We start from the raw sequence: 24,595 nt of genomic DNA on the forward strand, positions 1-24,595 counted from the left end.
GTTTTATGCTTACACTTATGAAAATGGATTTAAAGCAGAGATTAAAAAATTCATTAACCTGGTTTGTTATATTAATATTATGCATAATGTCCATGCTAAGTATTATTGAAATGAAAAATGCTAGATTTCTTAGGCCTTTTAAGGGGCATGACATATATTCATTTGTAAATAAAGAGATTATGGACTGGGATTTGTTCTTCACTAGAAGATATGGTGAGCGTGAGAAAGAACTATATCCACAGGCATATTACTCTTTAGGTGTATATAAAAAAGTCCAGGAAGATTTAGTCATAGCCATTGAAGAAAATGATGTAAGAGAAATAACTAGACTTATGAGTTTTTTTCATCTTTTATGGGCTAAACAAGAATATATAACCCATGATGCTATAATGAATAAGATTTTTGAAAATAGGGCTATGAAGATCTGGAATGATGTTAGTGATGGAATACCTTATGAGGATATGGACTTTCGTCCATATTTTGGTGGTAGTGAAACTAGAGTTTATGCATTATTATATGCAAAGTATTATCATCAATTATATATAAACGATATAGAACCTGTTTATTCAAACGATATTAACAATGTTACATATTTATATGAATATTTTTTTAGCATTCTTCCAAAGTTCATTATTGTTATACCAATACTTTTTATCTATAATTCTATAAATAGAGAAAAAAATGGGGGAAGCTTAAAGCTAGTTCTTACTCAATCCATAAGCAGATGGAAGTATTATCTAAGTAAGTGGTTTAGCGGAACTATTCATGTAATATTTACACTATTTTTCCCAGCAATTATAATAAGTACCTTACTTGGTATAATAAATGGGTTTGTATCCCTAAAGTATCCTACTTTTTATCTAAAAAATTCTATGTCAGGCTTTAAAACTATTCCTAATTATATGGATGCTGTCAAAATGAAGAAAGGTAATTTTGAAAAATTTGGAGACTATAATGCTACATATAGTTATATGGCTCCAAAATCTAGTTATGATGTAAATATTGTCGATCCACACGAAAAAATGGAAATCATCCCTTTTTATAAATATCTACTGATGGCAGTACTATTATCTATTTTATTCATTACATTTGTAGTAGCATTGACACAGCTCATATCAGCAATTGTCAATAAAGAGATAATTAGTATTACTACAATATCAATAATATTTGGCATAGGTATATTAATAAGTAGTCCTTTTAAATATGATAAGCATTTAAATTTAAGCCCTTTTACTATGGAGCACGCATCAAGAATCCTTATAGGCACCTATAATGTAACAGCACTAGCCAGCACTATTATATTATTTGTATCTACCACTATATTGCTAATAGCAGGAGTAGTTTATTTTAAGAGAAAAGAAATTTAAGAGGGGGTTTAGACATGCTACAGGGTGATGGATATGATTAAAATAATAAAAAATGAAATATATAAATTTTTTAAAAATAAGAAGAATATCATTATTATTATTTTATTTTTTGCCTATTTACTTGGTATCAACTTCTATAACTTAAAAGAATATAAGATGTATATGAATGAAACCAAACAATCGTATCATGCCAAGTATTTACAAGCAGAAGGTAGCTGGAGATCATTAAGTAAAATGCTTGTTAGAACCGATTTGTTAAGCACTGAAGAGATAGAAGAAATTGAGAAAAAAATAGTATTCTATAGAGCAGAGAGAGGTAATTTGCGATTCATAGAAGCGAAATATGTAAATAACAGGCCAGAGTATTATAGGGATATATTAATATATACTAATGAAAGATATGAGAACATGCTTAAGGGATTAGAAAATGGTGCTGTTACAGAAGAAAATATAAACCTAAGCAAAGAAAACATACAAAAGGGAATGTATCTAAATAAGTACATATTAGATAATGATATAGAGCCAATTATAAATCCCTATACCATGACTGGAGCAAATTCATTAGTTATGTTTTTGGAAGGCAACAATTCAATAATTTTAATATTCTTTATAGTGTTGCTGGCTGTCGATATATATCTATCAGAAGTAGAAGAAGGAAGCTATAAGCTTGCTTATACTCAACCCTTCCAAAGAATAAATATATTTTGGGGGAAAGTAATTACAATATTAATTGTTTCATTATCACTTATTGCCTTGGGGGTAATACTCAACTTTTGTATATTGAGTATTATATACGGAGTAGGAAATATGAACTATCCATTTATTTCAGCGGAAAGTATAAAGCATATATCATTTAGCAATGTCCATGGAGAATATATTATATTGCCTTTATGGAAATATGTTATTATGGGGTTTGGGTTATTAATACCAATTCTTATTTGCACAATAGCTCTAATTATATCTATATCTATATTTACTGACTCTAATAGAAAAACCATAGGAATTTCTATTATGCTATTAGTATTAGCATTTATATTCCATAATTTCCTTACGAAAAAATCTATTGTAAACCTAATTTATCCATACTCTTATTTATATGCTAGAGATGCTATAGAATTAAATACTCGTTCTAATTATTTATTTGGAATATTATTAAATAGCTTAATAGGAATTGGATTATTTATAATGAGCTATTACAAATTTGTTCAAAAGGATTTCTTAGGTGCAAAGGAATAAATTACAGGGGGTATAGATTAATGAAAAGAATAAGCCTCGTTATGGCTGTCTTAATATTTATTATTGTATTAAGTGGCTGTAATAATGATGCAGGTAAAATAGTCGATGGCTATACACAAGCAGGAAATCTAAAACTAGAGCAAATACAAATGCCTAAAAATGGAGAAGAAATAGCCATTATTACAACTAATATGGGTGTGATAAAGCTTAGATTATTTCCAGAGGTAGCACCAAAGGCTGTTAAAAACTTTAAGACTTTAGTCAGAGAAGGATTTTATGATGGTGTAAAATTTACAAGAATAGAAGAGAATTTTCTGATTCAAATAGATAATCATCCGGAATATCCTGAGGGTAAAAGTATTTATGGAGAATTCTATGAGGATGAATATGATTTAAATTATAGGCATATTACAGGGGCAGTTGGATTAGCTAAAAGGGAAGAAAATAAAAATCATAGTAATTTTTATATTATAGTACAGGATGGAATAGATGAAGAATATATAGAAGCTATGAAAGAATATGATGAAGAGGGATATCCAAAGGATGTAATTAGAGCCTATGAAACATTAGGCGGAGTTCCAAGATTAGATCTAAGATATACTGTATTTGCTCAGGTGTTTTATGGATTAGATACAGTGAGGGCGATAAATAAAGTAGATGTAATTCCTGGAACAAGTGAACCCTCAGAAGATGTATATATAGAAAAGGTAGAAATAGATGTATATGAAGGGAAATAATATTATTAGAATGCAATAAGATATTAATCATTTTAAGCGGTAGGATTATTGAAATCTTTATCGAAGATATATCTGATTGCTTTTATTGCTCCATTTGATAATATGCTTTGTAATAGAAAACTGATAAGAAAAATTTTTGACTTTGAATAAAAATAGGAAATATATACATCTGTTGCTCAAAGAAAACATAGCTAATGAATACATTAAGAGAAACAATTTATTGGTTATTTATATTTTAATTCTAATGAAATTTTAATGTTTCTTGAATTGTTTTTGAAGTTTGTACTGCTATAATTAAACCATATTAAATAACAGGAGGTTGTAATTATGGTTACTTTGGAACAAGTAGAAGAATTACGCAGACGTGCAAACATTTCTTATGAAGAGGCAAAGGCAGCACTTGAAGAAACAAATGGTGATATTCTTGAGGCTATTGTCAATCTTGAGAAACATAATCGTATTCAAGCACCCAAAGGAGGAGGCTATTACAATTCAAGAAATACTCAGCAAGATGAAAGAAAAAATTGCCAAGATAAAAACTTCAAAAGAGAATCTGGCAAAACTAATAGTGCATCTTTTGGAGAACTGACAGGAAGGTTTTTTAGATGGTGTGGAGAAATAATTGATAAGGGAAACAAGAACAGCTTTGAGGTTATAAAAGGTGAAGTTAAGGTAATGACTATTCCAGTTACATTATTAGCGTTGCTGCTATTATTCATGTTCTGGTTTACGATCCCTCTTATAGTTGTAGGACTCTTTTTTGGGTATAGGTATATGTTTAGTGGTCCTGATTTGGGAAAGGAAAATGTTAATCGTGCCATGGATTCAGTTGCGGCAGTAGCTGAGAATCTAAAAAAAGAAGTTAAAGGTGAGAAGTCCAATGGAGAGAATTCTAATAATTGAGGATGAAGAGAAAATAGCACGTTTTATAGAATTAGAGCTTAAATATGAGGGCTATGAAGTAGAGAAGGCATTTAATGGAAGGGATGGGTTGGAGCTTGCAACAACCCAACCTTTTGACCTTGTTTTGCTTGATGTTATGCTGCCAGCTTTAAATGGACTAGAGGTTCTCAGAAGAATCCGTAAAGCTTCTGATTTACCAGTGATACTTCTTACTGCACGGGATGCTGTTGTGGATAAAGTCACTGGCCTTGATGGTGGTGCAGACGACTATATTACTAAACCTTTTGCAATTGAAGAGCTGCTTGCTCGGATTAGGGCTACTCTCAGGAAAAAGGCTGCTGTAAATGTAGTAAAAACATCATCTGAGCTTTCGGCAGGGACCTTACGTCTTGATCCTATTAGAAGAGAAGTTCAGGTAGATGGAAGCTTACTTGATTTAACAAAACGTGAGTTTGATTTACTAAATTATCTTTTAGAAAATAAAAATATTGTTGTAACTCGTGAAACCCTACTTCAACATATATGGGGTTATGATTTCTCAGGCGGAACAAATGCAGTAGATGTGTATATTAGATATCTTCGTGCAAAGATTGAAGAGCCATTCGGACTAAAATTGCTACATACTGTTCGTGGAGTGGGGTATGTGATAAAAGATGAGTGATACTAAAAATGCGTATTCAAACAATATAACTACTAAAATACGTTCATCCCTTGTTATAAAACTTAATGTACGAATGCTGGGAAGATTGTTTTCTGGATTTTTAGCCATAAATGTCCTTATTATATTAATGGGCTTTTTTGTTGTTTTATGGAAAGCTGAAGAAGGAGCAAAAAATATAATTACAGCAATAGAATTAGCACCTAATAATTTACAATCAACATATTATGATTTCAAAAACTATCAGATTTTAATCAAAGAAGGGCCATTAAAAGGCATTAAGCTTCCACGAAATATACAAAAACGCTTACCATTAGAAATTACTGATGCGAAAAGAAGTATCAGAGTGTCCAGAATCAATAAGGAAATGAAATTATTAGAAAAAATAGACTTGGTGAAGTACACTATTGAACTTTCCATTAATGATACATCTTATCAAATAATATATGGCTTGGGACGTGATCTAAGGTTATTCTTGCATTTGTTTTTAATTGTACTAATATATGAGCTACTAATCATAGTTGGGGATATTGGTAAGGGCTCAAGAATAATAAGAAAAACCCTTAAACCTTTATCTGATCTAACAGAAACAGCGAAAAACCTTAATGCTGAAGTATTATCTATGGGTACTAATGCAGATGGTACGCATATCAAAGACTTAGCTGGAGTTATTAGTAGTATTGATGCCAATAAACTTGATAAGCGTATATCTGTTGATAGCTCTCAAAACGAGCTTAAGGATTTGGCATATGCTATAAATGATATGCTAAACCGTATCAACGATTCTTATCAATCACAGGTGCGGTTTGTTTCAGATGCGTCCCATGAGCTACGAACGCCTATATCTGTGATACAAGGATATGTAAATCTTTTAGATCGTTGGGGTAAAAAAGATGAAAGAACTATGCAGGAATCAATTGATGCAATTAAGAGCGAAACAGAAAATATGAAGGAATTAGTGGAGCAACTGCTTTTTCTTGCTCGTGGGGACAATGAAACTATCCAGCTTCACAAAGAAGGCTTTGATGCTTGTGAAGTAGTTGGTGAAATAATTCGTGAAACACAAATGATTGACCCAAACCATAAATTTGAAATTGATTTAAACAGACCAGCTTATATTAATGCTGACAAGCAGCTTATTAAGCAAGCTATTCGAATACTTGTAGATAATAGCATAAAATATACACCACCAGGAAAGAAAATTATTCTAAGAGTTGCTATTGAGGAAGATTCTGTTCGTATTATAGTCCAAGATAGTGGTATAGGAATAGAACCTGAATATTTGCCTCGTATTTTTGACCGTTTTTATCGTTCAGATGAGTCAAGGGCTAGAAAAACAGGGGGTTCAGGCCTAGGTCTATCAATTGCCAAATGGATAATCGAGCGTCATGGAGCCTATTTTGAAATATTGAGTAGAGTAGATGTAGGGACTCGTATAACTATTGTTATGCCCGCTTCTAAGATGCCTTCTTCTGAAATGTCAATAGAATAAAAATATTATATATTATTTTCACTATACTGAAGATTTCAGAAACAAGATATTGTTGACATAAATATTATTTTAGACTATAATTCTATTAGAAATCAAACAATGGTGATGGAGTTCACCAGAATCGCAAATTGCTAATGACTCCTACAGGTTTACTATACCTGTAGGAGTTTTTTGTTTTTATTATTACATCTAAGGAGGAAATCACTATGGCATCAAGTTTAGCTATCATTATATTATTAGGATTACCGGCAAATAAGCTGTTTGAAAAAATTAAGATACCTGGTTTATTGGGAATGCTAATATTAGGAATAATCATAGGCCCTTATGGTCTTAATTTACTTCAGACAGATATGATTCATGCATCAGCTGATTTAAGGAAAATTGCTTTAACTATTATTCTATTAAGAGCAGGGCTTGGGATTAATAGAGATGATTTAAAGAAGGTTGGCAACACTGCATTAAAAATGAGTTGTGTACCAGGACTAATAGAAGGATTTTTTATTGCTTTTGCATCAGTTAAGCTTCTAAACTTTTCCTTTATTCAAGGAGGTATATTAGGCTTTATTATAGCGGCTGTTTCGCCTGCTGTTGTAGTTCCTTCTATGCTACGTTTAATTGAGAATAATATAGGAGCTAAAAAAGGTATCCCGACTTTAATACTAGCAGGGGCTTCTATTGACGATGTATTTGCCATAACTATATTCAGCGCTTTTCTAGGTCTATATAGTGGAAAGCATATAAATATTGGTATTCAAATACTAAGTATTCCAATATCAATATTATTAGGTATTATGATTGGCGGTGTTATTGGTTTTGTGATGATAAAAATCTTTAAGAAACATCATATGAGAGATACAAAAAAAGTTTTATTGATACTAGGCTTATCAATTCTACTTACTGAATTAGAAAACTTGTTAAAAACTAGAATAGAAATAGCATCATTATTGGGAGTTATGACTATTGGATTTATAATTATTGATAAAATGCCTAATGTAGGGAAAAGACTTGCGTCAAAGTTTAATAAAATCTGGGTTTTTGCAGAGATACTGCTATTTGTACTAGTCGGAGCTCAAGTGAATATTGGAGTAGCTGCGAATGCAGGTAAAATAGGTGCCATAATAATATTTATCGGTATATTAGGAAGAAGCCTAGGAGTAATTATTTCTCTATTAGGTACAAATTTAAATTGGAAGGAAAAACTATTTTGCATTATTTCTTATATTCCGAAAGCAACTGTGCAAGCTGCAATGGGAGCAGTTCCACTATCGCTGGGAGTAAAATCAGGAGAAGTAATTTTAGCTATTGCGGTATTGTCAATATTAATTACAGCCCCCTTAGGAGCTATAGGTATTAATATTTTTGCAGACAAGCTATTAGAATAAGAAAAGGGAAGTTCTATTTTTTAGAGCATAGATATGAGACAAGAGGATATTTTAAATGTATTTTTAGGGATTTTTTGTTTTATACATGATGTAGTGCTAAAAACAAACCCATATCCTCTTGTTTTTTATTTTAATCCTTTATATATCCTGCTTTGACATATTTACGGTAATAAAAGGTTCTTAAACCCCAATAATTTTGGAGGCGCTTTTCTAGGTCTTCTCTGTATTTTTCTAAAATCAATCTTTCTTCATCTTGAATAGAGAAATTACCGTATTTACTCTTTACAAAAATTTCAGTGACCTCCTTAAGCTTTATTTCACCATAGGAGTAAAACTTATATGCAACACGCTCTGCATATTCATAGTGAGTTTCTCCATGTTGCTGTGGATGTCCTAGAAACTCCATAAGCCGAAGTATTTGTTTATACAAATAAATAATCCTCTTATTGCTATCTAGTTTTTTAGCACGAGCTTCTTTGTACCTATGCTGGAAAAATCCAATTATAAATCTAATAGGAATTATTAGCAGTAAAGCTCCTATTATTATAGCTACAATATTTTTGGGTAAATTAGAAGGGGTATCTTCATGATTAATTTTATCTTTAGGCACTCTATTTCCTAGAATGTCTTCGTCGCTGTGGATCAACTGATCGTTAATACTATTTTCAGGATGGTTGACATATTCAGCAGCTTCATTTAGATTATTACTGTCGTTTGGTACGTCTTGCCTAAGGCTCTCTAATCGAAGCTCTATAGGATAAATGGAGGTAGGCTCAAAGGTCATCCAACCCACAGGCTCTATAAATGCCTCCACCCATGCATGAGCATTACTGTGACTAACTTCATATATGCCAGGCTCTATTAAGTCTTGTGCCAAATATCCTTCTATATACCTACTAGGAATTCCCTCTAGACGAAGCATTATAGCCATAGCAGTAGCATAGTATGTACAATAGCCCTCTCCTTCCTCAAATAAGAAATAATCAATAAATTCCTTGTTTTCAGGTACCTGATTAACATTTAGATTATACTTATAATTGCTTCGAAGATGATTTTCAATAGCCATAGCTTTTTCAAAATCATTATTTTTGCCCTTAACTATCTCTTTTGTCAATGCCTTTGTACGTTCAGTTATTTTATCCTCTGGAATTTGTAAATATAGCTCTAAATCATCTATATCACTCTTCTTCTTGTCTATACCAAGGGATGTTAGAGTTCCATAGGGAAGAGGTTTTTGTACTCGAATAGTATAACTTTCTCCATCATAAATTCCCTTAGAAAAGGTCAAAGAATCATCGCGGTTTATGCTTAAAGCATTACCATCATCGAAAATTACCTCTGCTGCTTTATAAGGACTAAAAAGAGTTGTTGAAGCAAAAGCATGGTTAGTAATAGTAACATAGGTTTGGTCATAATAAAGATTTCGCTCTTCTTTAGAAAGTCCGCTAAAGTCTCTTTTAAAAGGATAATTTTTAGAAGGCTCATTTATGGTTCTCCAAGAACTCCCTGTATATACTTGTTTTGCGTTTCCTCTAAGGTAATTACTATTACTATTAGTACGTACTGTCATGATTTTCTTAGGGTTTAACTTTACAGGACCACCTAGTCTGGAGGATTCCTCTTGATACCCTGTAATGGAGAAGTCAAACAAGGAAGCTTTTCCAGCTCTACGACCATAGCCTTCATTAGAGCGGAGTTTTTCAACAACAGGGAAGGTCTTATAAACCTTCTGCTGTAGCATAGGCCATTGAATATTGTTGTTACTTTTAGGTAGTACCAGGGCTAAAGAAAGTATTAATATGCTGTATATAGTTACTGTTTGAATCCAAGGTGTGTAAAGTTTTTCAAAGTTATAGCCCTTTAAGTTTGAAGTCTGCGTTTTCTCTCTGGAATACTTGTCTAGGCCCATTAGTATGAAAAAGGCTAATAAAAATATAGACAACATCCATAATGCTTCATCGAAAAAGCTATACCAATAGTAAAGAAAAGGTCCTATATAAGCAGGAAGCAGTAAATAAATGCTTTTATTCTTGAATAATATAAAGGCAGTAAAAAAAGATATTAAGACTATAAGTAGTCCCCAGAATAATAGTAGATTATCTGATGTAATATTTTCTTTACCCTGGAGGTTTTGAATAATATTCTGGAATAAATAATATATTCTCTCCATTAGAGGAAACAAAATAGGAGAGATAAAACGATGGACTAAAATAATTGCCATAAACCCAGCAACCAAAAGAATATATAAAACAAGTGGATTTAGAAGAAAAAATTTAACTAATGCACTTCCAAGGGAAACCATTAATATCTGTAGCATAACATCTGCTTTAAGGCTCATTCCCAATCCTAAAATGTACGCAAGGCTAAATACAAAAGAAGCATAAATAAGATGCAATATTGTTTTTTGACTTCTATTCAATATATTATCCATGAAAAACCTCCAATGCTTCTTTAATATTTGCGCTATGATCCAGAATATATATAATTATGCCTTCCTGCTTCAGCCTTTTTTCAACTAATTGGTCAATATATCCTGTTTTATTTTCCCTATCAGTTATTACAATAAATAGAGGATTATAGTTTTTCATTTTTAGTTGAATTCCATGAACACCCATAGCCTTATCTAAATTAGGTGTAATAATTACGACTGTTGAACCTCTTTTCAAGGCATCAATGCTGGGCATAATAAGAAATCTAAAATCAAGGGCTCCATTACCCTTAAATCTAGCTAAAGCTTCGAGAAAAGGCTTAAGCTCAGCGCTTTGGCGACCTTGTATATTTATATGACTTTTATTATCTTGAGTTATTAAATTAACCTCTATATTTTGGTTTAAACAATAATTTACGATACTAATAGCAGCAACTGCAGCCTTGTCCTCTAGATGACGATCTATATCATATTTAAATAGCCTATGCTCATTATCTACGAAAACTACAACATGAGTATCTCCTCGATTTTCAAAATTTTTAATTATTGGCACATCCTTTTTAGCTGTCAGCTTCCAATGAATAGCTTTAATAGAGTCGCCTTCTCTATATTCTCTCAAGGAATCAATTCTACTTTTATCCTGAAAGAAGGAATCCTGTATTAGAAGTTCTCCAGATTGCTGACTAACATTTATTTTAAAGGTAGAGAGGCTAACCACTTCTGGATATACTAAAAGAGAAGCATTGCTCCTAATCTTTTTCTTAAATGAGAAAAAGCCGAATACATCACGTATGGTTATATGTATTTCTCCAAGCTGGTAATATCCTCTTCTTTTTAGAACACCGATTTCCTTGCGAATGAAGTCTTCTTTTTTTTCCAGTGCTAAAGCCACATTTGGATAATCTATTCCTGTTAGCTGCTCTAATATATGACTTTGGATTTCCATATAAGGTATGCGAAAAATACTGTTATTTTTGACTTCATAGGCTATAGATATTTTTTCCCCAGTAAACAGGGCGTCTTTTGGAAGCTGAACAGAGCCTTTTATACCCATAAGAGAAATTAAGCTGTGGAGTAGAGGAATGAGAAATGTTAGTAAGAATACATAGAACAAAAAGTAGGGTATAGTTCCTCCAACTAATAGGACAAAGAATAATAGAGGGATAAATATTAATAAGATACTTATTTGTAATCTATTCATTTACTATCACCGGTACAAAAACACGACTAAGAACTCCTTTTATTATATCTTCAACACTCTTTCTTTCAATTTTGGCTTCTGGAGAAAGAATAAGTCTGTGTCCCAATACAGGTGCAACCATTGTTTTCACATCATCAGGAATAACATAGCTTCGACCGGACAAAAATGCTTTTGCTTTTGCTACCTTCAATAAATCAATTGAGGCTCTTGGACTAGCTCCAAGCTGTAAATCTTCATAGAAACGAGTTACATTAGAAATATTGATAATATAATCAATAATATCATGATGGACTGTCAACCCATCCACCATAAGCTGCATTTCTAGGATATCTTCCTGTGAAACAACTGGCTCTATAAGATTAAGGTTCTTAATAGATTGATAATTCTTCAATATTTCTATTTCATATGACTTTTCAGGATATCCAAGAGATAAACGCATTAAGAAGCGATCTAGCTGTGCCTCTGGCAGTGGGAATGTGCCTTGATATTCTAGCGGATTTTGAGTTGCTAATACCATAAAGGGCTTTTCTAAAATATAGTGAGATTCTTCTGTAGATACTTCTCCCTCTTCCATAGCTTGGAGCAAACTGGATTGAGTTTTAGGAGATGTTCTATTAATTTCATCAGCTAGAAATATTTGATTAAAAATAGCTCCTTTCTTAAATGTGAAGGCTCCTGTATTTTTGTCATAAATGCTATATCCTATAATGTCAGAAGGCATTAAATCTGGTGTAAACTGAACTCTTTTATAGGACAAGTTCATGCTTCTAGCAAGGGCTTTAACAAGGGTTGTTTTGCCAACACCTGGCACATCCTCAATTAATAGATGACCTTTTGCAAGCAAAGTGATTAGCACTTTTTCTAAAACATCATCCTTGCCTATAATGACCTTTTTTAGATTTTCCAAAATATCTAATGCTTTTTTATTATCCATATTGACCTCCATCATTGCTATATAAGCATAATAAAATTTATATAAATCTTATTAATAACTATACCATTTTTTTCTGGAAGAAAAAACTATGAAAAGATTGGAGCAACAAAAATCACAGACCAAAAGCAGAAGAAAACAGGTATTTTGAATTTTCAGAAAAAATACTTTAGCCTTATACATAGTTAAATTTTTGTAATAACTAAAACATAGTCTTAAAAACGTAAATGGACAGTTTCATTTATAAACATTGCAATATTTGGAAACTGTGTTATAATAGTAAAAATATCTTTATGACTATAATATTATTTTAAGGAGGGTAAGCATACAATGAGAAATATCAACTTCCCACTTCTTCTTGGAATTATAATTGTCACATTTTTAATTCTCTTAGCCTTTTATCCAGGACTTTTCACTTCCAAGGATCCTCTTTTTGAGGAAAAACCTAAATACATAGAATACAAGGAGAAGGGAGAATGGGTAGAAAAATTTGGTTACAACCCAATGCCTCCTAACAAGGAAAACATCCTTGGAACAGATGATGCTGGAAGGGATGTCTACGCAAGACTCATATATGGGACTAGAAACACACTAAAGTTAGCACTTCTTATAGCCGCATTTAGAATGATTTTAGCACTTCCGCTTGGACTAGCTGCAGGAATGGGTACAAGGTTTATTTCTAGCATCATAAAAATATTTAACACCTTTTTCACAGCAATACCTATGCTTATATTTAGCTTCGTAATTTTGAACATAGGATATTTTCGAAAGCTTCAGATGGACAAATCAATCCTTGCATTTGCAATAGTGCTTACTATTGTAGGATGGGCAAAGCTAGCGGGAATGATCGAGGATTCAACTAGGCGAGTTATGGAAGAGGACTTTATCGAGGGCGAAATAGCCATAGGAAAAACAAAGCTACAAATAGCATATCAAAACGTATTGCCACATTTAATACCGGATAGTATAAGCTTATTTTTTAAAGAAATGGGAATGGCATTATTTCTGATTGCTCAATTAGCAGTTCTCTATGTTTTTGTTGGAGTAACAAGACAAATTAAGGAACTAGCCTTTAAAGCAGCTTATGATATGATTTTAGAGCCTGAATGGGGCGGAACCCTTTCAAGAATAGCAGTAAATGTTAGAAAATATAATTCTGTATATTGGATGACCTTATACCCTATTTTGGTTTTCAGTTTTGCAATTATCGGAATAAATCTTACAGGGGAAGGGCTTAGAATAGAGTTTCAAAAAAGAGACTCTAGAATAATTAGCTATATTAGAAAAGCTTATTATTTATTTTCTCCTAAGCTGTTTATTTCACAAATCAAGGATTTTAAAAAGTATTATAAGCCTGTAATTATAAAAACTTTAGTTATAGTAGGAGCTATTGCATACTTTATAATACCTTGGCACCCAAGTCTATATAAATTTGACTTAGACCGGGCTAAACTACATATTGAAGAGCTAACAAAGGATAAATATGGTGGCAGAGTAACTGGAACTGAAGGAGGCTATTTAGCTGGTGAGTATATTATTGACACATTAAAATCCTATGGCTATCTGGTCGAAATTATGGAAATACCACTAACAGATACTACAATTACTCCAGAAACAGGTGAAGAAATAATCTATCCTAAAATTATATCGCCTGTATCCATTGAATCAGGATGGATAAAACTAAAAGATGACAATGATGTGGAGAAAACATATTATCTACATAAGGATTTTAGTATCGCCACAGTTAATAGAAATATTTTTACAGACACATCAAAGAACAAGCTTAGCTATAAAGGAGTTGCAGCAGATCCCCAAAATGCAATTAATGTATCAGAAGAAACAGAATTTTTTTCAATTACTTCAAGGTTTCCAATTTTGCATGAGTACAATATTAACGAACAAAACATAGTAAAAGTTAATGAAAATAAAAAATTAAAATATGATGTAGAGTTTGTTTTGCTTGGGGAGGAATATGACAGAGAATTTGGCACATATGTTTTTAAATCTACCGCCATTATCCCATTTGATGATTTGAGAAAGGATTTAGAAGGTGGCTATAGAGAAGTCCAAATAAATCTTGACTATCCAAAGATAGCAGAGTATCCAGGACGAAATATTATTGCTTTTTTACCAGGTAAGGGAAAATCAATAGAAGATCCGGGACAGATAATAGTTATTGGAGCAAGCTATGATGGTGTTTATCAGAGTCAAGAAAGAGAAACCTTTGCAATGACTGCAGCGCCTGCAGCTACTGCTTTAGAGGTGGCAAGGATATTGTCCCTTATAGAAGAACCATTAGAAAAATCCATTCAGCTTGTATTTTGGGATAATGAGTCTGAAACACAGAAATATACTCCACTTGGCGGATCAGGGCATTATCATTTAACAGAAATGAGAGATATAGATATGGCTTTGACTCATGGCTATTATTTCTTTGATATAAGTTATCCAGGCTATAATGAGGACAAATATCTAAATCTGATAACTCTGCCATCCCAAAGAGCAGATGGAAAAAACTATCTAGTAGGACTAGATATAGAAAAAAGATTTAAGCAAATGAATATAAAATACCGAAGATTTCATTATGATTATAATATATCAGAAGCACTGATACATTTAAGATTAAACGCTCTTACAAGTATTGGAATAGGTAATCCCTCAACAGGTGCAGTCAATACTAGTAGAGATAATATAGAAAGTATAAATTACAAGAGATTAGAAGAAATTGGACAAACTATAGTAGATACTATGACAATGAATTCTCATATTATGGATTAAAAAACCTTTGTAAAGGAGAAAAACCATGATTGAAGTAGTGAATTTAAAAAAACAATTTAATATAAAAAGTAAAGTTTTAGGCGTTAATAAAGGCGTTGTAAATGCAGTAAATGGTATAGATTTTAAAATAGAAAAGGGAGAAACTCTTGGCCTTGTTGGAGAGTCTGGAAGCGGAAAGTCAACTACAGGACGGTTAATACTAAGACTTCTTAAGCCGACTGATGGGAAGATATATCTTGAAGGAAGGGATATTAGCACCATAAGTAATAGAGAGTTTAGAAGCTTAAGAAAGGACCTGCAAATAGTCTTTCAAAATCCCTATTCTGCATTAGATTATAAAATGACTATTGAGGATATATTGATTCAACCTCTTCAAATACATAAAATAGTCGGACCACTGGAATATAGAAATGAAGTAGGTAGATTACTCCAAATGGTGGGACTATCAAAGCATGATGGGAAAAAATTTCCTCACGAATTTAGTGGGGGACAGAGGCAAAGAATCGGTATAGCTAGAGCATTGGCAACAAGACCTAAATTTGTAGTATGTGATGAGCCTGTATCTGCATTAGACGTGTCTGTACAATCACAGATACTGAATCTTACTATGGACCTTCAAGATGAATTTGGACTATCCTATTTATTTATTGCACATGATCTAAGCGTAATAAAGCATGTTAGCAACAAGGTTGCAGTGATGTACCTTGGGAAAATAGTAGAAAAGGGTTATGTAGATGACATATTTGATTTTCCAAAGCATCCATATACTAAAGCTCTTATGTCTGCAGCACCATTGCCTGAGCCAGGAAGAAATATTAATAGAATAAGGCTTCAAGGTGAAATACCTAGTGGGATGAATTTACCCTCAGGCTGTACTTTCCATGATAGATGCCCAAATAAAATGGATGTTTGTGAAACTCAGGAGCCAAAGCTAACAGAGCTTGATGATAAAAGAGTAGTTTCCTGTCACTTGTACCAAGAGGGGAGGAGTAATAATGACAGCTGAAATATTAAAGATAATAAGTAAAAGATTTTTTACAAATGTATTAATACTCCTTATAATTTTATTTCTTGTTATAGCTATAACAGGAATACCTACGGATTTTGATATTTATTCATTCAATGGAGAGCATAAAGCCAATATGGAGATAGATGAAATCCTCCAAAGTATAAAGAATAATTTTAAAATTTTCTTTAGTGGTGAAGCCTTTAAAGTAATGATTCAAAGTGAGACTACAGTACAGCTATTGGCTAAAACAGCAAAGAAAAGCTCAGCTATATTATTTTTCGGAGCTCTTCTTGCAATAATAATTGGAATACCAAAAGGAATTGTAGACAGCAGAAAAAGGAACAGGAGTGGAACAATAAAGCTGCTACAGTCCCTGATACCTCTTTCAGTTCCAGATATATTGACAATAACACTTGTGCAACTAGGTGCTATATACCTTTTTAATAATGAAATCTCAATATTTGGTTTAGGCCCATTTCCCTTTTTGGGAGATGAAACCTTTAGTCATGCCATCTATCCAATAATATCAATATCAATACTTCCAGCAGCATATATATCAAGGATAACAGCTAATATAATTGAGGATAGCTTTACAAAGCCATATATACTAGCGGCTAGGGGAAAAGGCTGTTCCAGATTCCAAATTATAAAGAACCATATGATGAAAAGCATAGTATTTGGCGTGTTATCAGGATTTCCTACGGTTATAGGTATAATGTTTTCAAGTCTTATTATTGTAGAAAGACTCTTTCACTTCCAAGGAATAGGATTTTACTTAATATATTTTTACACAACTCAATTGATTCCTCCCTATGAAGCAGGAATTGGATTTACATTATTTATTGTAGCACTGGCAATTTTCTATTATTTTATCTTTATGCTCTTTAATGCATTGAAGGATATCTTAATGCCACAGATAAAATCTCATTAAGGAGGGATAATATGTCATTACTAGAGGTTAGAAATTTGAAGACATACTTTTACTTAGATAGGAATGAGTATCCTGCAGTAGATGATATAAGTTTTACTCTTGATGAAGGAAAAACAATAGCAATCATAGGGGAGTCTGGAAGTGGTAAAAGCGTAACATCTCTTTCTATCATGGGATTAGTTGATTTTCCAGGAAAAATAATAGGAGGAGAAGTATATTATAGGGGAGAAGACCTACTAAAAAAAGGTGAAAGAGAAATGCAAAAAATACGGGGAAATGAAATAGCCATGATATATCAGGATCCAATGTCAACACTAAACCCCATGATTAAAGTAGGGAAGCAGATTGAAGAAGCCTTAATTATACATAAAAAAGCTACAAAAAAAGATTCAAAAAAAATTGTAGTAGAGCTGATGAAGGCAGTTGGAATCCCTGATGGGGAAGAAAGATATAATCACCTTCCTGAACAGTTTAGTGGAGGAATGAGGCAAAGACTTATGATAGCTATGGCAATAGCCTGCAATCCTAAAATATTAATTGCAGATGAGCCTACAACGGCCTTAGACGTTACAATTCAGGCAGAAATTTTGGACCTACTCCGTAATTTAAGAAATGAGTACAATATGTCTATAATATTAAATACTCATGACCTAGGAGTAGTAGCAGAAATGGCAGATGAAGTAGTGGTCATGTATTGTGGAAAAATTATGGAGATTGCACCAAATAAAGAATTATTTAAAAATCCTCTAAATCCATATACACAAAAGCTAATGGAGTGTATTCCAAGAATAGATGACAGAAAAAAGAGATTAGATACTATTGAGGGATACGTACCGCATCTAACAGAGCTTCCAAAAGGATGCCGGTTTTCGGATCGTTGTCATAAAGCTTTTGACAGATGTAAAGATGAGCTGCCAGAATTAAAAGAGATTTCTAAAGAGCATTGGTCAAGATGCTGGCTTCATGAGGTAGAGTAAACTAAAGCCTACATTAGTACTCTAAGGTTATTAGAAAAGTCTATTTTGTTATATTGGACTCCCTCTGTCATTTAACATATGACAGAGGGAGTATTGTTTCTAATCCAAATTAAGTTTTCTTTTAAAAATGTAATTAGTTCCTGTAAAAAACACAATACATCCTATTAAGCTGGTTATTATGGTAAATGGTAAAAACACCTGAGGCACCATATTCACATATTTTATAGTTTCCAAGCCTATATTTCCAGAGGTTGCATAGCCAAAAACAAGGATAATTATAAGCATAATTAATTGTAGAGCATGGTAAATAACAGCATAGGCTACAAAAGATGCAATAATCTTATGCTTACTGAATAATTGACCTATTGCAATGGAAACATATATTAATAATATGTTTTCAACTGAGGCTAAAAGTACTATGATAATGAATTCTGTTAGTAATATAAGCTGTTTTCCTTCAAATATTGTTAATAGCTCAGAAAAAGCAAATTTAATTTCTTTAAGAATTATATTCATGTTAACAGAGGCAGAAAAAGCTACATATAGAGAAATTAATATAATTATTAAACTGATAATTAACCAAAAAAGTGTAATTATAAGCTTTGAAATAATCAATTGATAAGCTTTGACAGGTAGTGTAAACATTAAATAGCCTTCATCACCTAAAAGATTTTTATAAAATCTAATAATCATAAATATAATCGTTGTAAATAAAATTGCAATAGCTAGAACTACTTGAGCAACTATTAAAAATCCAACAAATAGTCCAAGGAAACCACCATTTATGGCAGAAGGGAATAGAAAATGGTTAATAATAGATATACCTAGTAATGCTAGATATAAAGGTACTAATAATCTATTAGTTGCCTTCAATTCGTGTTTAATTAATTTACCTAGCATTTGAACACCTCCCTAAATAATGAATCAATTGATTTGCTTTCTTTTGCTCTGACATCATCAACAGAAGAATGAAGGGTTACAGAGCCATCCTTAAGAAAAACAACCTCATCTAATACTTTTTCAATATCAGCAATAAGGTGTGTAGAGATTAAGACTGTAGAGTTCTCTCTATAGTTATTTATAATAGTATTTAAAATATAATCCCTTGATGCGGGATCTACTCCTCCTATAGGTTCATCAAGACAATACAAATCGGCTTCACGACTCATAACTAAAATAAGCTGAACCTTTTCCTTTGTTCCTTTAGATAGGGCCTTAAGGGGCTTTTTTGGATTGATTTTAAGATCTATTATCATTTCATATGCTTTTTTAGAATCAAAATCTGCATAAAAGTCTTCAAATAATCTTATAAGCTCAGTAACGTTCATCCAATCAGCTAAGTATGTTTTTTCTGGTAAATAGGAAACAATTTTCTTGGTTTCTACTCCAGGCTCATTGCCTGCAATCTTGATTATGCCACTATCTGGTACTAAAAGACCATTAATCAATTTAATTAAAGTAGTTTTTCCGCTTCCATTTGGACCTAGTAGTCCAATAATACGACCTCTTTCTAATGTTAAGCTAACATCTGAAAGAGCAGCAAAACCTGAATATTTTTTGGTTATTGATTTACATTCTAAAATAGGATTCATTCTATCATCTCCCCTAATATTTTTGTCACAATCTCTAAAATATCCTTTTTTTCATAGCCGATTTGCTTCATCCTTTCTATGAAATCTAAAACAATATCCTTCCCAGATTGCTTTTTTAGCTTTCTAATCATTTCTACATCTGAGGTAATGTATCTGCCACTGGTTCGGTGAGTATAAACTAATCCAGTTTGCTCCAATTCCGATAATGCTCTCTGCATAGTATTGGGGTTCACACCAGCTTGAGCTGCTAATTCACGAACTGAAGGCAGCTTATCTCCAAGACTATAGTGGCCTGATATGATTCCTGCCTGTATCTGTTCAATTAGCTGAATATATACAGGTCGCTCTGAGTCAATATTCCATTGCATTTCATCACTCCTTTGCTTATAAAGCTGTACTATTGTATTAATTGATTAATACAATAGTACACGATTATTAATTTAATTGCAATAGATATTTAAAAAAATAATAAATTATTGATAGAACAATACCCATCATAAATCAATTTATATAGTAATAACAGCCTAAATTAAGCTGCAATTCAGGAAATTCTATTTAAACAATTGACGAATAAAGTTGCAATATGATAGATTATTAAAAACAATGCTCATAAGGAAAAGTGATTTTCAGATATGTACAATTTATAAGGCAAAAAATAATAAATTACTAATTTTAGTAGTAGAAAAACTTTTCCAGTTAAGAATTTATAAAAAGGGTATGTATAAAATACAATGCTTTTTTAACACAGTCCCTTTCAGTCAAAACTCTTCCCCATTGTACGAAATAATTTAAAGACCCTATGAAGGTTTTCTTTAAATTAAGCAAAACTATATAAAACTATAAATAGACTTTTCTTTTAAAGTAAAAATGGAAGGAACTGTGATAAAAAAGACCAGAATTATAACTCTTAAAAACTAATAGCTAGATAATAGGGGGAGATATTGGCATGAAGATATTAATTGTTGATGATTCAGCTACAGATCGTATGATTATTGAAAGTATGTTAGAAGATTACCATACTTTAACTGCCAGTGATGGACTAGAGGCTATGCAGTTGATTGAAACCACACCAGATATTGATCTTATGATACTCGATTTGAACATGCCTAATATGGATGGATTTCAGGTTATCCAGTCTTTAAAAAATAATCCAAAATATAGCTCCATTAGAATTATAATATTAACTAACTTTGATGAAATAGATAACGAGGTAAAAGGCCTTAAATTAGGAGCAGTTGATTATATTAGAAAGCCTTTAAATATTGAATCTTTAAGAATCAGAATAGATATACATCTAAAGCTAAAAGAAGTACAGAAGAAGGTTGAAAGGGATAACGAAAGACTAGACTCAATGGTCTTAAAGAAAACTAAAGAGCTGATAGCAACACGTGACATTACTATCCATGCCTTAGTAGGGCTTCTTGAGATTAGAAACATTGAATCCCACAATCATACCATAAGAACTCAAAAAATAATGAAAATGCTTTGTGAACATTTAAAAAAGAAGAAGGAATACAAGGATATTTTAACAGACCATTACATAAAAGAGCTAGTAACTACGACTCCACTTCATGACATCGGTAAGGTGGGCATACCAGACAATATACTATTAAAGCCTGGCAAACTGACAACAGAGGAATACGAGATTATGAAGAACCATGTAAATTATGGGGTAAAAGCCTTAGAAAATGATTTATATGATGATGAACATATACCAAGCTTTATAAAAACAGCTATTGAGATTGTTGGAGCTCATCATGAGAAATACGATGGTACTGGATATCCATTGGGCTTAGTAGGAGAGTCTATACCCCTACCAGGAAGGCTCATGGCTATTATTGATGTATACGATGCTTTGATGAGTGAAAGAGTATACAAGCCAGCCTATGGATTTTCTTATACAATAGAATATATTAAAAAAGAAAGTGGGAAGCATTTTGATCCTAAAATTGTTGAAGGCTTTTTAGAAATTAAAGATGAAATCTTAGAGATTTCTAAAAGGTATGTGCAGGAGTTAGTGAAGGAGGAGGCTTAATGAAACGCAGAATCCTTTTAATTATAGGCATTTTAATTTTAGTATTATATGCTTCTCCTTTTTATCGTGCCAGCAATCCTGAAATTCAATGGACCAAAGAAGAGCTTGAATTTATAAAAAAACATCCTGTCATTCGATTAGGCATTGATCCTAATTTTGTTCCCTTTGAATTTATAGATAAAGATAAAAACTATAAAGGAATTGCAGCAGATTATATTCAAATACTTAGGGAAAAAACTGGATTAGAAATGGAAGTTGTCGAAGGACTAACATGGCCAGAAGCATATGAAAAAGCTCTTGAAGGAGATATAGATGTGCTTCCTGCTGTTTCAAAGACCCCTGAAAGAGAGGAGCAGTTTTTATTTTCAGAGCCATATTATTATTTTAAACGGGTAATTGTCACTAGAGACACCACTAGCAGCATTAAAGGGATAGAGGATTTAGAAAGGATAACAGTTGCAGTTCAAAAAAACAGCTCTCATCATAGCTATTTATTATCATTTCCCCGAATTAATTTAAGCCTATATGAGTCCGTAGAGACAGCCCTAACATCAGTTGCAAATGGTTCAGAAACGGCTTTTGTGGGGAATCTAGCTACTACTAATTATTTAATACGATCTACGGGTTTAACGAATTTAAAGTTTGTAGCTTTTGAAGCAGAAAAGCAACAGGCCATACATTTTGCTGTTAGAAAAGATTGGCCAGAGCTTGTCGGTATACTGAATAAAGCTCTTGATACAATAACTGAGGAAGAGAGAATTAGTATTAACAATAAATGGATAGGATTTGAAAGTGAAATGGATTATGGTCCTATTTTTAGGATAGTATTAATAATTGGCTCCCTAATATTTTTTATTTGGCTGATATCCATATTTTGGATTGTTCGCTTGCGTAAAGAGATTGAAAAGCGTAAAAGGATTCAAATAGATTTAGAGAAAGCTAAGCAGGAAGCAGATGCTGCAAACAATATTAAATCTAGTTTTATGGCTCGTATGTCTCATGAAATAAGGACACCTCTAAATGCTATTACTGGTATGGCCTATTTGTTAAAGAAAGATAATATATCGCAAACTCAGAAAATGTATGTTGAAAGAATAGTACAAGCATCAAATAATATGCTTAGAATTGTTAATGATATCCTAGATTTTTCGAAAATCGAAGCTGGAAAAATTGAAATAGATAGGATATCCTTCAGCTTAGATCAGGTAATTCAAGAAGTAGTTAATATTGTATCCTATAAAATTGAAGAGCAGGAGATTGAACTTAGGCTAACAAAGGATCCTGAAATACCTAACTGGTTTTATGGTGATTCTAAAAGAATAGAACAGATTCTTCTCAATATTATTAACAATGCTGTTAAGTTTACTACATCAGGAGAAATTTTATTCCATATTAGACTAGTAGCTAGGGAAGCTAATATGTACTATTTATCTTTTACAATAAAGGATACAGGTATTGGAATGTCAGAGGAACAGATTAAGCAGCTTTTCCAACCATTTACCCAAGGGGATGCTAGTATTACTAGAAGATTTGGAGGCACAGGACTAGGACTATCCATTGTAAAGAATTTAATTGACATGATGGGTGGAGATATACAGGTTTTCAGCACAGAAGGAGAGGGTTCTACTTTTGTTATCCAGCTTGCCTTGGAAGTAGATGCTCAAAAAGAAAAAGAATATAAGAAGCAAATGTCTGCATATTATTTTAAAGATATTAAAACCTTGGTTTTAGAGAAAAGTGGAGGGAACATTAATATTATCGATAGTTATCTCAGTGCTTTTGGAATGAATTGTGAGCTAACCACATCACCAGTCAGCGCTATAAATATGCTAGAAACAGCTAACGGCAAAACTGTCAATCCTTATGATTTACTTATCCTAGACTATGATACTCCTATAGAAGGAGGGTTTAAATTTATTGAATCACTGAGGAATAACAAAAGAATAGTTAGTATGCCAAAGATAATAATGCTACTGCCTATGATGAGAGAAGACTTGTTTGATAAGCTAGATGAAAATGGAGTTCATGCGGGAATTGGAAAGCCTATTATCCCATCTATATTGTTTAACGGAATTTTAGAAACATTTAAAGCTAATGCCATTGTGGCTAATGGAGTCCTAGAGCCAATAGAGGAGAAAATAATGGAGCCATCAAGAAGTTCTCATGGAATTTTAGTAGTGGAGGACAATAAGACCAATCTATTAATTGTCAAATCCCTTCTTAAGCAGGCAGGATTTTCAGTTTGGAGTGCAGAAAATGGAGCAGAGGGCATTATGACCTTTAGGGAGCATATTCAGGATATAGATTTAATTTTGATGGATCTACATATGCCTGTTCTTAATGGTTATGACGCATCTATAAAAATAAGAGAAATATCAAAATCTGTTCCAATTGTAGCCATGACAGCAGATGTAATTCAAGGGGTAAAGGAAAAATGTCATGCTCATGGAATTAACCACTACATCAGCAAGCCCTTTGAGCCAGAATATTTTATCCAAACCTTGAGTAATATTATAGAAGCATCTTTAGCTAAAGACAATGAAAATTCGGATATTCTTAACAAAGCCAGGGGACTAAAAAACTTAGGAAACAATGCTCAGCTTTATGAAATGATATTAGGGGAATATTATAAAGAAAATAAAAACACAATCGAAAGCTTATCCCTTGCAATAAATGAAAAAAGATATAGTGATGCAATTCAGATTGTGCATAAGACAAGAAGCAGCACAGGAAGCATAGGAGCAGATAAACTTCATAGTGTTGCTGTTAGCCTACAGAAATCTCTTGAAGAAAAAGATGAAGAGGAAATTAAGTCTCATCATACTGCTTTTAATACTTTACTAAAGGAACTACTGCAAGCTATTCGAAAATCAACTAGAACAAGTCATTATAGAAATAATTTTGAGGATATAGAATAAGGACTGAAGGAGGATTAGTA

Annotated in this window: 19 protein-coding genes and 1 riboswitch; of the genes, 13 read left to right on the forward strand and 6 right to left on the reverse strand. The window is 32.4% G+C overall.

Annotation, left to right across the window (positions count from 1 at the left end; genetic code table 11):
- Positions 1-5: 5 nt before the first annotated feature.
- From BLV37_RS01380 to BLV37_RS01410, 7 genes are all read left to right on the forward strand, one after another.
- A complete protein-coding gene (locus tag BLV37_RS01380; RefSeq protein WP_091726190.1) occupies positions 6-1,367 on the forward strand; it encodes an ABC transporter permease in 1,362 nt (453 codons plus the stop codon).
- Between the two features lie 27 nt (positions 1,368-1,394).
- Complete coding sequence (locus BLV37_RS01385; protein ID WP_091726193.1) at positions 1,395-2,603, forward strand: ABC transporter permease; 1,209 nt, start codon at positions 1,395-1,397, stop codon at positions 2,601-2,603.
- Positions 2,604-2,623: 20 nt separating this feature from the next.
- Positions 2,624-3,340: a peptidylprolyl isomerase gene (locus tag BLV37_RS01390; protein ID WP_091726196.1), complete on the forward strand. Its 717-nt coding sequence runs from the start codon at positions 2,624-2,626 to the stop codon at positions 3,338-3,340.
- Positions 3,341-3,667: 327 nt separating this feature from the next.
- The gene (locus BLV37_RS01395) at positions 3,668-4,243 is read left to right on the forward strand and encodes a DUF4342 domain-containing protein (protein WP_091726199.1); all 576 of its coding nucleotides are present in this window, start codon (positions 3,668-3,670) and stop codon (positions 4,241-4,243) included.
- Positions 4,221-4,904, forward strand: coding sequence for a response regulator transcription factor (locus BLV37_RS01400; RefSeq protein ID WP_091726201.1), 684 nt, complete (start codon positions 4,221-4,223; stop codon positions 4,902-4,904). Before BLV37_RS01395 ends, BLV37_RS01400 begins: the two co-directional genes overlap by 23 nt.
- Entirely contained in the window at positions 4,897-6,393 is a 1,497-nt protein-coding gene (locus BLV37_RS01405) for a sensor histidine kinase (protein WP_091726204.1), read from the forward strand. Before BLV37_RS01400 ends, BLV37_RS01405 begins: the two co-directional genes overlap by 8 nt.
- Positions 6,394-6,485: 92 nt before the next feature.
- A riboswitch (Fluoride riboswitch) is annotated at positions 6,486-6,544 on the forward strand.
- A 55-nt stretch (positions 6,545-6,599) separates the two neighbouring features.
- The gene (locus BLV37_RS01410) at positions 6,600-7,775 is read left to right on the forward strand and encodes a cation:proton antiporter (protein ID WP_091726206.1); all 1,176 of its coding nucleotides are present in this window, start codon (positions 6,600-6,602) and stop codon (positions 7,773-7,775) included.
- 130 nt (positions 7,776-7,905) lie between these two features.
- On the opposite strand, the gene BLV37_RS01415 is transcribed toward BLV37_RS01410, so the two are convergent.
- Genes BLV37_RS01415 through BLV37_RS01425 form a run of 3 tightly spaced genes read right to left on the reverse strand, consistent with a single transcriptional unit; the run spans position 7,906 to position 12,338 of the window.
- On the reverse strand, positions 7,906-10,206 hold the full coding sequence (locus BLV37_RS01415) for a DUF4129 domain-containing transglutaminase family protein (protein ID WP_091726207.1): 2,301 nt from the start codon (positions 10,204-10,206) through the stop codon (positions 7,906-7,908).
- A complete protein-coding gene (locus BLV37_RS01420) occupies positions 10,199-11,404 on the reverse strand; it encodes a DUF58 domain-containing protein (RefSeq protein ID WP_091726210.1) in 1,206 nt (401 codons plus the stop codon). Before BLV37_RS01420 ends, BLV37_RS01415 begins: the two co-directional genes overlap by 8 nt.
- Positions 11,397-12,338: an AAA family ATPase gene (locus BLV37_RS01425; RefSeq protein ID WP_208975171.1), complete on the reverse strand. Its 942-nt coding sequence runs from the start codon at positions 12,336-12,338 to the stop codon at positions 11,397-11,399. The genes BLV37_RS01420 and BLV37_RS01425 overlap by 8 nt, the downstream gene beginning before the upstream one ends.
- A gap of 327 nt (positions 12,339-12,665) precedes the next feature.
- Between BLV37_RS01425 and BLV37_RS01430 the strand changes: the two genes are divergently transcribed.
- From BLV37_RS01430 to BLV37_RS01445, 4 genes are read left to right on the forward strand one after another with little or no spacing between them, the layout of a single operon-like run.
- A complete protein-coding gene (locus BLV37_RS01430) occupies positions 12,666-15,113 on the forward strand; it encodes an ABC transporter permease subunit (RefSeq protein ID WP_091726212.1) in 2,448 nt (815 codons plus the stop codon).
- A gap of 25 nt (positions 15,114-15,138) precedes the next feature.
- Positions 15,139-16,119, forward strand: coding sequence for an ABC transporter ATP-binding protein (locus BLV37_RS01435; protein WP_091726215.1), 981 nt, complete (start codon positions 15,139-15,141; stop codon positions 16,117-16,119).
- Positions 16,109-17,053 (forward strand): ABC transporter permease subunit, encoded by a 945-nt coding sequence (locus BLV37_RS01440; RefSeq protein WP_091726217.1) that lies wholly within the window; start codon positions 16,109-16,111, stop codon positions 17,051-17,053. The genes BLV37_RS01435 and BLV37_RS01440 overlap by 11 nt, the downstream gene beginning before the upstream one ends.
- A gap of 11 nt (positions 17,054-17,064) precedes the next feature.
- On the forward strand, positions 17,065-18,030 hold the full coding sequence (locus BLV37_RS01445; protein ID WP_091726220.1) for an ABC transporter ATP-binding protein: 966 nt from the start codon (positions 17,065-17,067) through the stop codon (positions 18,028-18,030).
- A gap of 99 nt (positions 18,031-18,129) precedes the next feature.
- Here BLV37_RS01445 and BLV37_RS01450 read toward each other — a convergent pair whose 3' ends face one another.
- The 3 genes from BLV37_RS01450 to BLV37_RS01460 are packed head-to-tail and all read right to left on the reverse strand — an operon-like array spanning position 18,130 to position 19,990.
- Positions 18,130-18,930: a hypothetical protein gene (locus tag BLV37_RS01450; protein ID WP_091726222.1), complete on the reverse strand. Its 801-nt coding sequence runs from the start codon at positions 18,928-18,930 to the stop codon at positions 18,130-18,132.
- The gene (locus BLV37_RS01455; RefSeq protein ID WP_091726224.1) at positions 18,924-19,622 is read right to left on the reverse strand and encodes an ABC transporter ATP-binding protein; all 699 of its coding nucleotides are present in this window, start codon (positions 19,620-19,622) and stop codon (positions 18,924-18,926) included. Before BLV37_RS01455 ends, BLV37_RS01450 begins: the two co-directional genes overlap by 7 nt.
- A complete protein-coding gene (locus tag BLV37_RS01460) occupies positions 19,619-19,990 on the reverse strand; it encodes a GntR family transcriptional regulator (RefSeq protein ID WP_091726227.1) in 372 nt (123 codons plus the stop codon). Before BLV37_RS01460 ends, BLV37_RS01455 begins: the two co-directional genes overlap by 4 nt.
- 578 nt (positions 19,991-20,568) lie before the next feature.
- Between BLV37_RS01460 and BLV37_RS01465 the strand changes: the two genes are divergently transcribed.
- The gene (locus tag BLV37_RS01465) at positions 20,569-21,657 is read left to right on the forward strand and encodes an HD domain-containing phosphohydrolase (RefSeq protein ID WP_244270442.1); all 1,089 of its coding nucleotides are present in this window, start codon (positions 20,569-20,571) and stop codon (positions 21,655-21,657) included.
- Positions 21,657-24,575 carry a transporter substrate-binding domain-containing protein gene (locus BLV37_RS01470; RefSeq protein WP_091726232.1) on the forward strand — a complete coding sequence of 973 codons (2,919 nt, stop codon included), beginning with the start codon at positions 21,657-21,659 and terminating at the stop codon, positions 24,573-24,575. The genes BLV37_RS01465 and BLV37_RS01470 overlap by 1 nt, the downstream gene beginning before the upstream one ends.
- Positions 24,576-24,595 lie beyond the last annotated feature (20 nt).

This window comes from Proteiniborus ethanoligenes (assembly GCF_900107485.1).
In the GTDB taxonomy this organism is placed as follows: domain Bacteria; phylum Bacillota; class Clostridia; order Tissierellales; family Proteiniboraceae; genus Proteiniborus; species Proteiniborus ethanoligenes.

What these genes read in the sequence shown, in the direction of transcription:
- BLV37_RS01380 (WP_091726190.1), top strand. Translation starts at nt 6, where the DNA reads ATGCTTACACTTATGAAAATGGATTTAAAGCAGAGATTAAAAAATTCA.
- BLV37_RS01385 (WP_091726193.1), top strand. Translation starts at nt 1,395, where the DNA reads ATGGATATGATTAAAATAATAAAAAATGAAATATATAAATTTTTTAAA.
- BLV37_RS01390 (WP_091726196.1), top strand. Translation starts at nt 2,624, where the DNA reads ATGAAAAGAATAAGCCTCGTTATGGCTGTCTTAATATTTATTATTGTA.
- BLV37_RS01395 (WP_091726199.1), top strand. Translation starts at nt 3,668, where the DNA reads ATGGTTACTTTGGAACAAGTAGAAGAATTACGCAGACGTGCAAACATT.
- BLV37_RS01400 (WP_091726201.1), top strand. Translation starts at nt 4,221, where the DNA reads ATGGAGAGAATTCTAATAATTGAGGATGAAGAGAAAATAGCACGTTTT.
- BLV37_RS01405 (WP_091726204.1), top strand. Translation starts at nt 4,897, where the DNA reads ATGAGTGATACTAAAAATGCGTATTCAAACAATATAACTACTAAAATA.
- BLV37_RS01410 (WP_091726206.1), top strand. Translation starts at nt 6,600, where the DNA reads ATGGCATCAAGTTTAGCTATCATTATATTATTAGGATTACCGGCAAAT.
- BLV37_RS01415 (WP_091726207.1), bottom strand. Translation starts at nt 10,206, where the DNA reads ATGGATAATATATTGAATAGAAGTCAAAAAACAATATTGCATCTTATT.
- BLV37_RS01420 (WP_091726210.1), bottom strand. Translation starts at nt 11,404, where the DNA reads ATGAATAGATTACAAATAAGTATCTTATTAATATTTATCCCTCTATTA.
- BLV37_RS01425 (WP_208975171.1), bottom strand. Translation starts at nt 12,338, where the DNA reads ATGGATAATAAAAAAGCATTAGATATTTTGGAAAATCTAAAAAAGGTC.
- BLV37_RS01430 (WP_091726212.1), top strand. Translation starts at nt 12,666, where the DNA reads ATGAGAAATATCAACTTCCCACTTCTTCTTGGAATTATAATTGTCACA.
- BLV37_RS01435 (WP_091726215.1), top strand. Translation starts at nt 15,139, where the DNA reads ATGATTGAAGTAGTGAATTTAAAAAAACAATTTAATATAAAAAGTAAA.
- BLV37_RS01440 (WP_091726217.1), top strand. Translation starts at nt 16,109, where the DNA reads ATGACAGCTGAAATATTAAAGATAATAAGTAAAAGATTTTTTACAAAT.
- BLV37_RS01445 (WP_091726220.1), top strand. Translation starts at nt 17,065, where the DNA reads ATGTCATTACTAGAGGTTAGAAATTTGAAGACATACTTTTACTTAGAT.
- BLV37_RS01450 (WP_091726222.1), bottom strand. Translation starts at nt 18,930, where the DNA reads ATGCTAGGTAAATTAATTAAACACGAATTGAAGGCAACTAATAGATTA.
- BLV37_RS01455 (WP_091726224.1), bottom strand. Translation starts at nt 19,622, where the DNA reads ATGAATCCTATTTTAGAATGTAAATCAATAACCAAAAAATATTCAGGT.
- BLV37_RS01460 (WP_091726227.1), bottom strand. Translation starts at nt 19,990, where the DNA reads ATGCAATGGAATATTGACTCAGAGCGACCTGTATATATTCAGCTAATT.
- BLV37_RS01465 (WP_244270442.1), top strand. Translation starts at nt 20,569, where the DNA reads ATGAAGATATTAATTGTTGATGATTCAGCTACAGATCGTATGATTATT.
- BLV37_RS01470 (WP_091726232.1), top strand. Translation starts at nt 21,657, where the DNA reads ATGAAACGCAGAATCCTTTTAATTATAGGCATTTTAATTTTAGTATTA.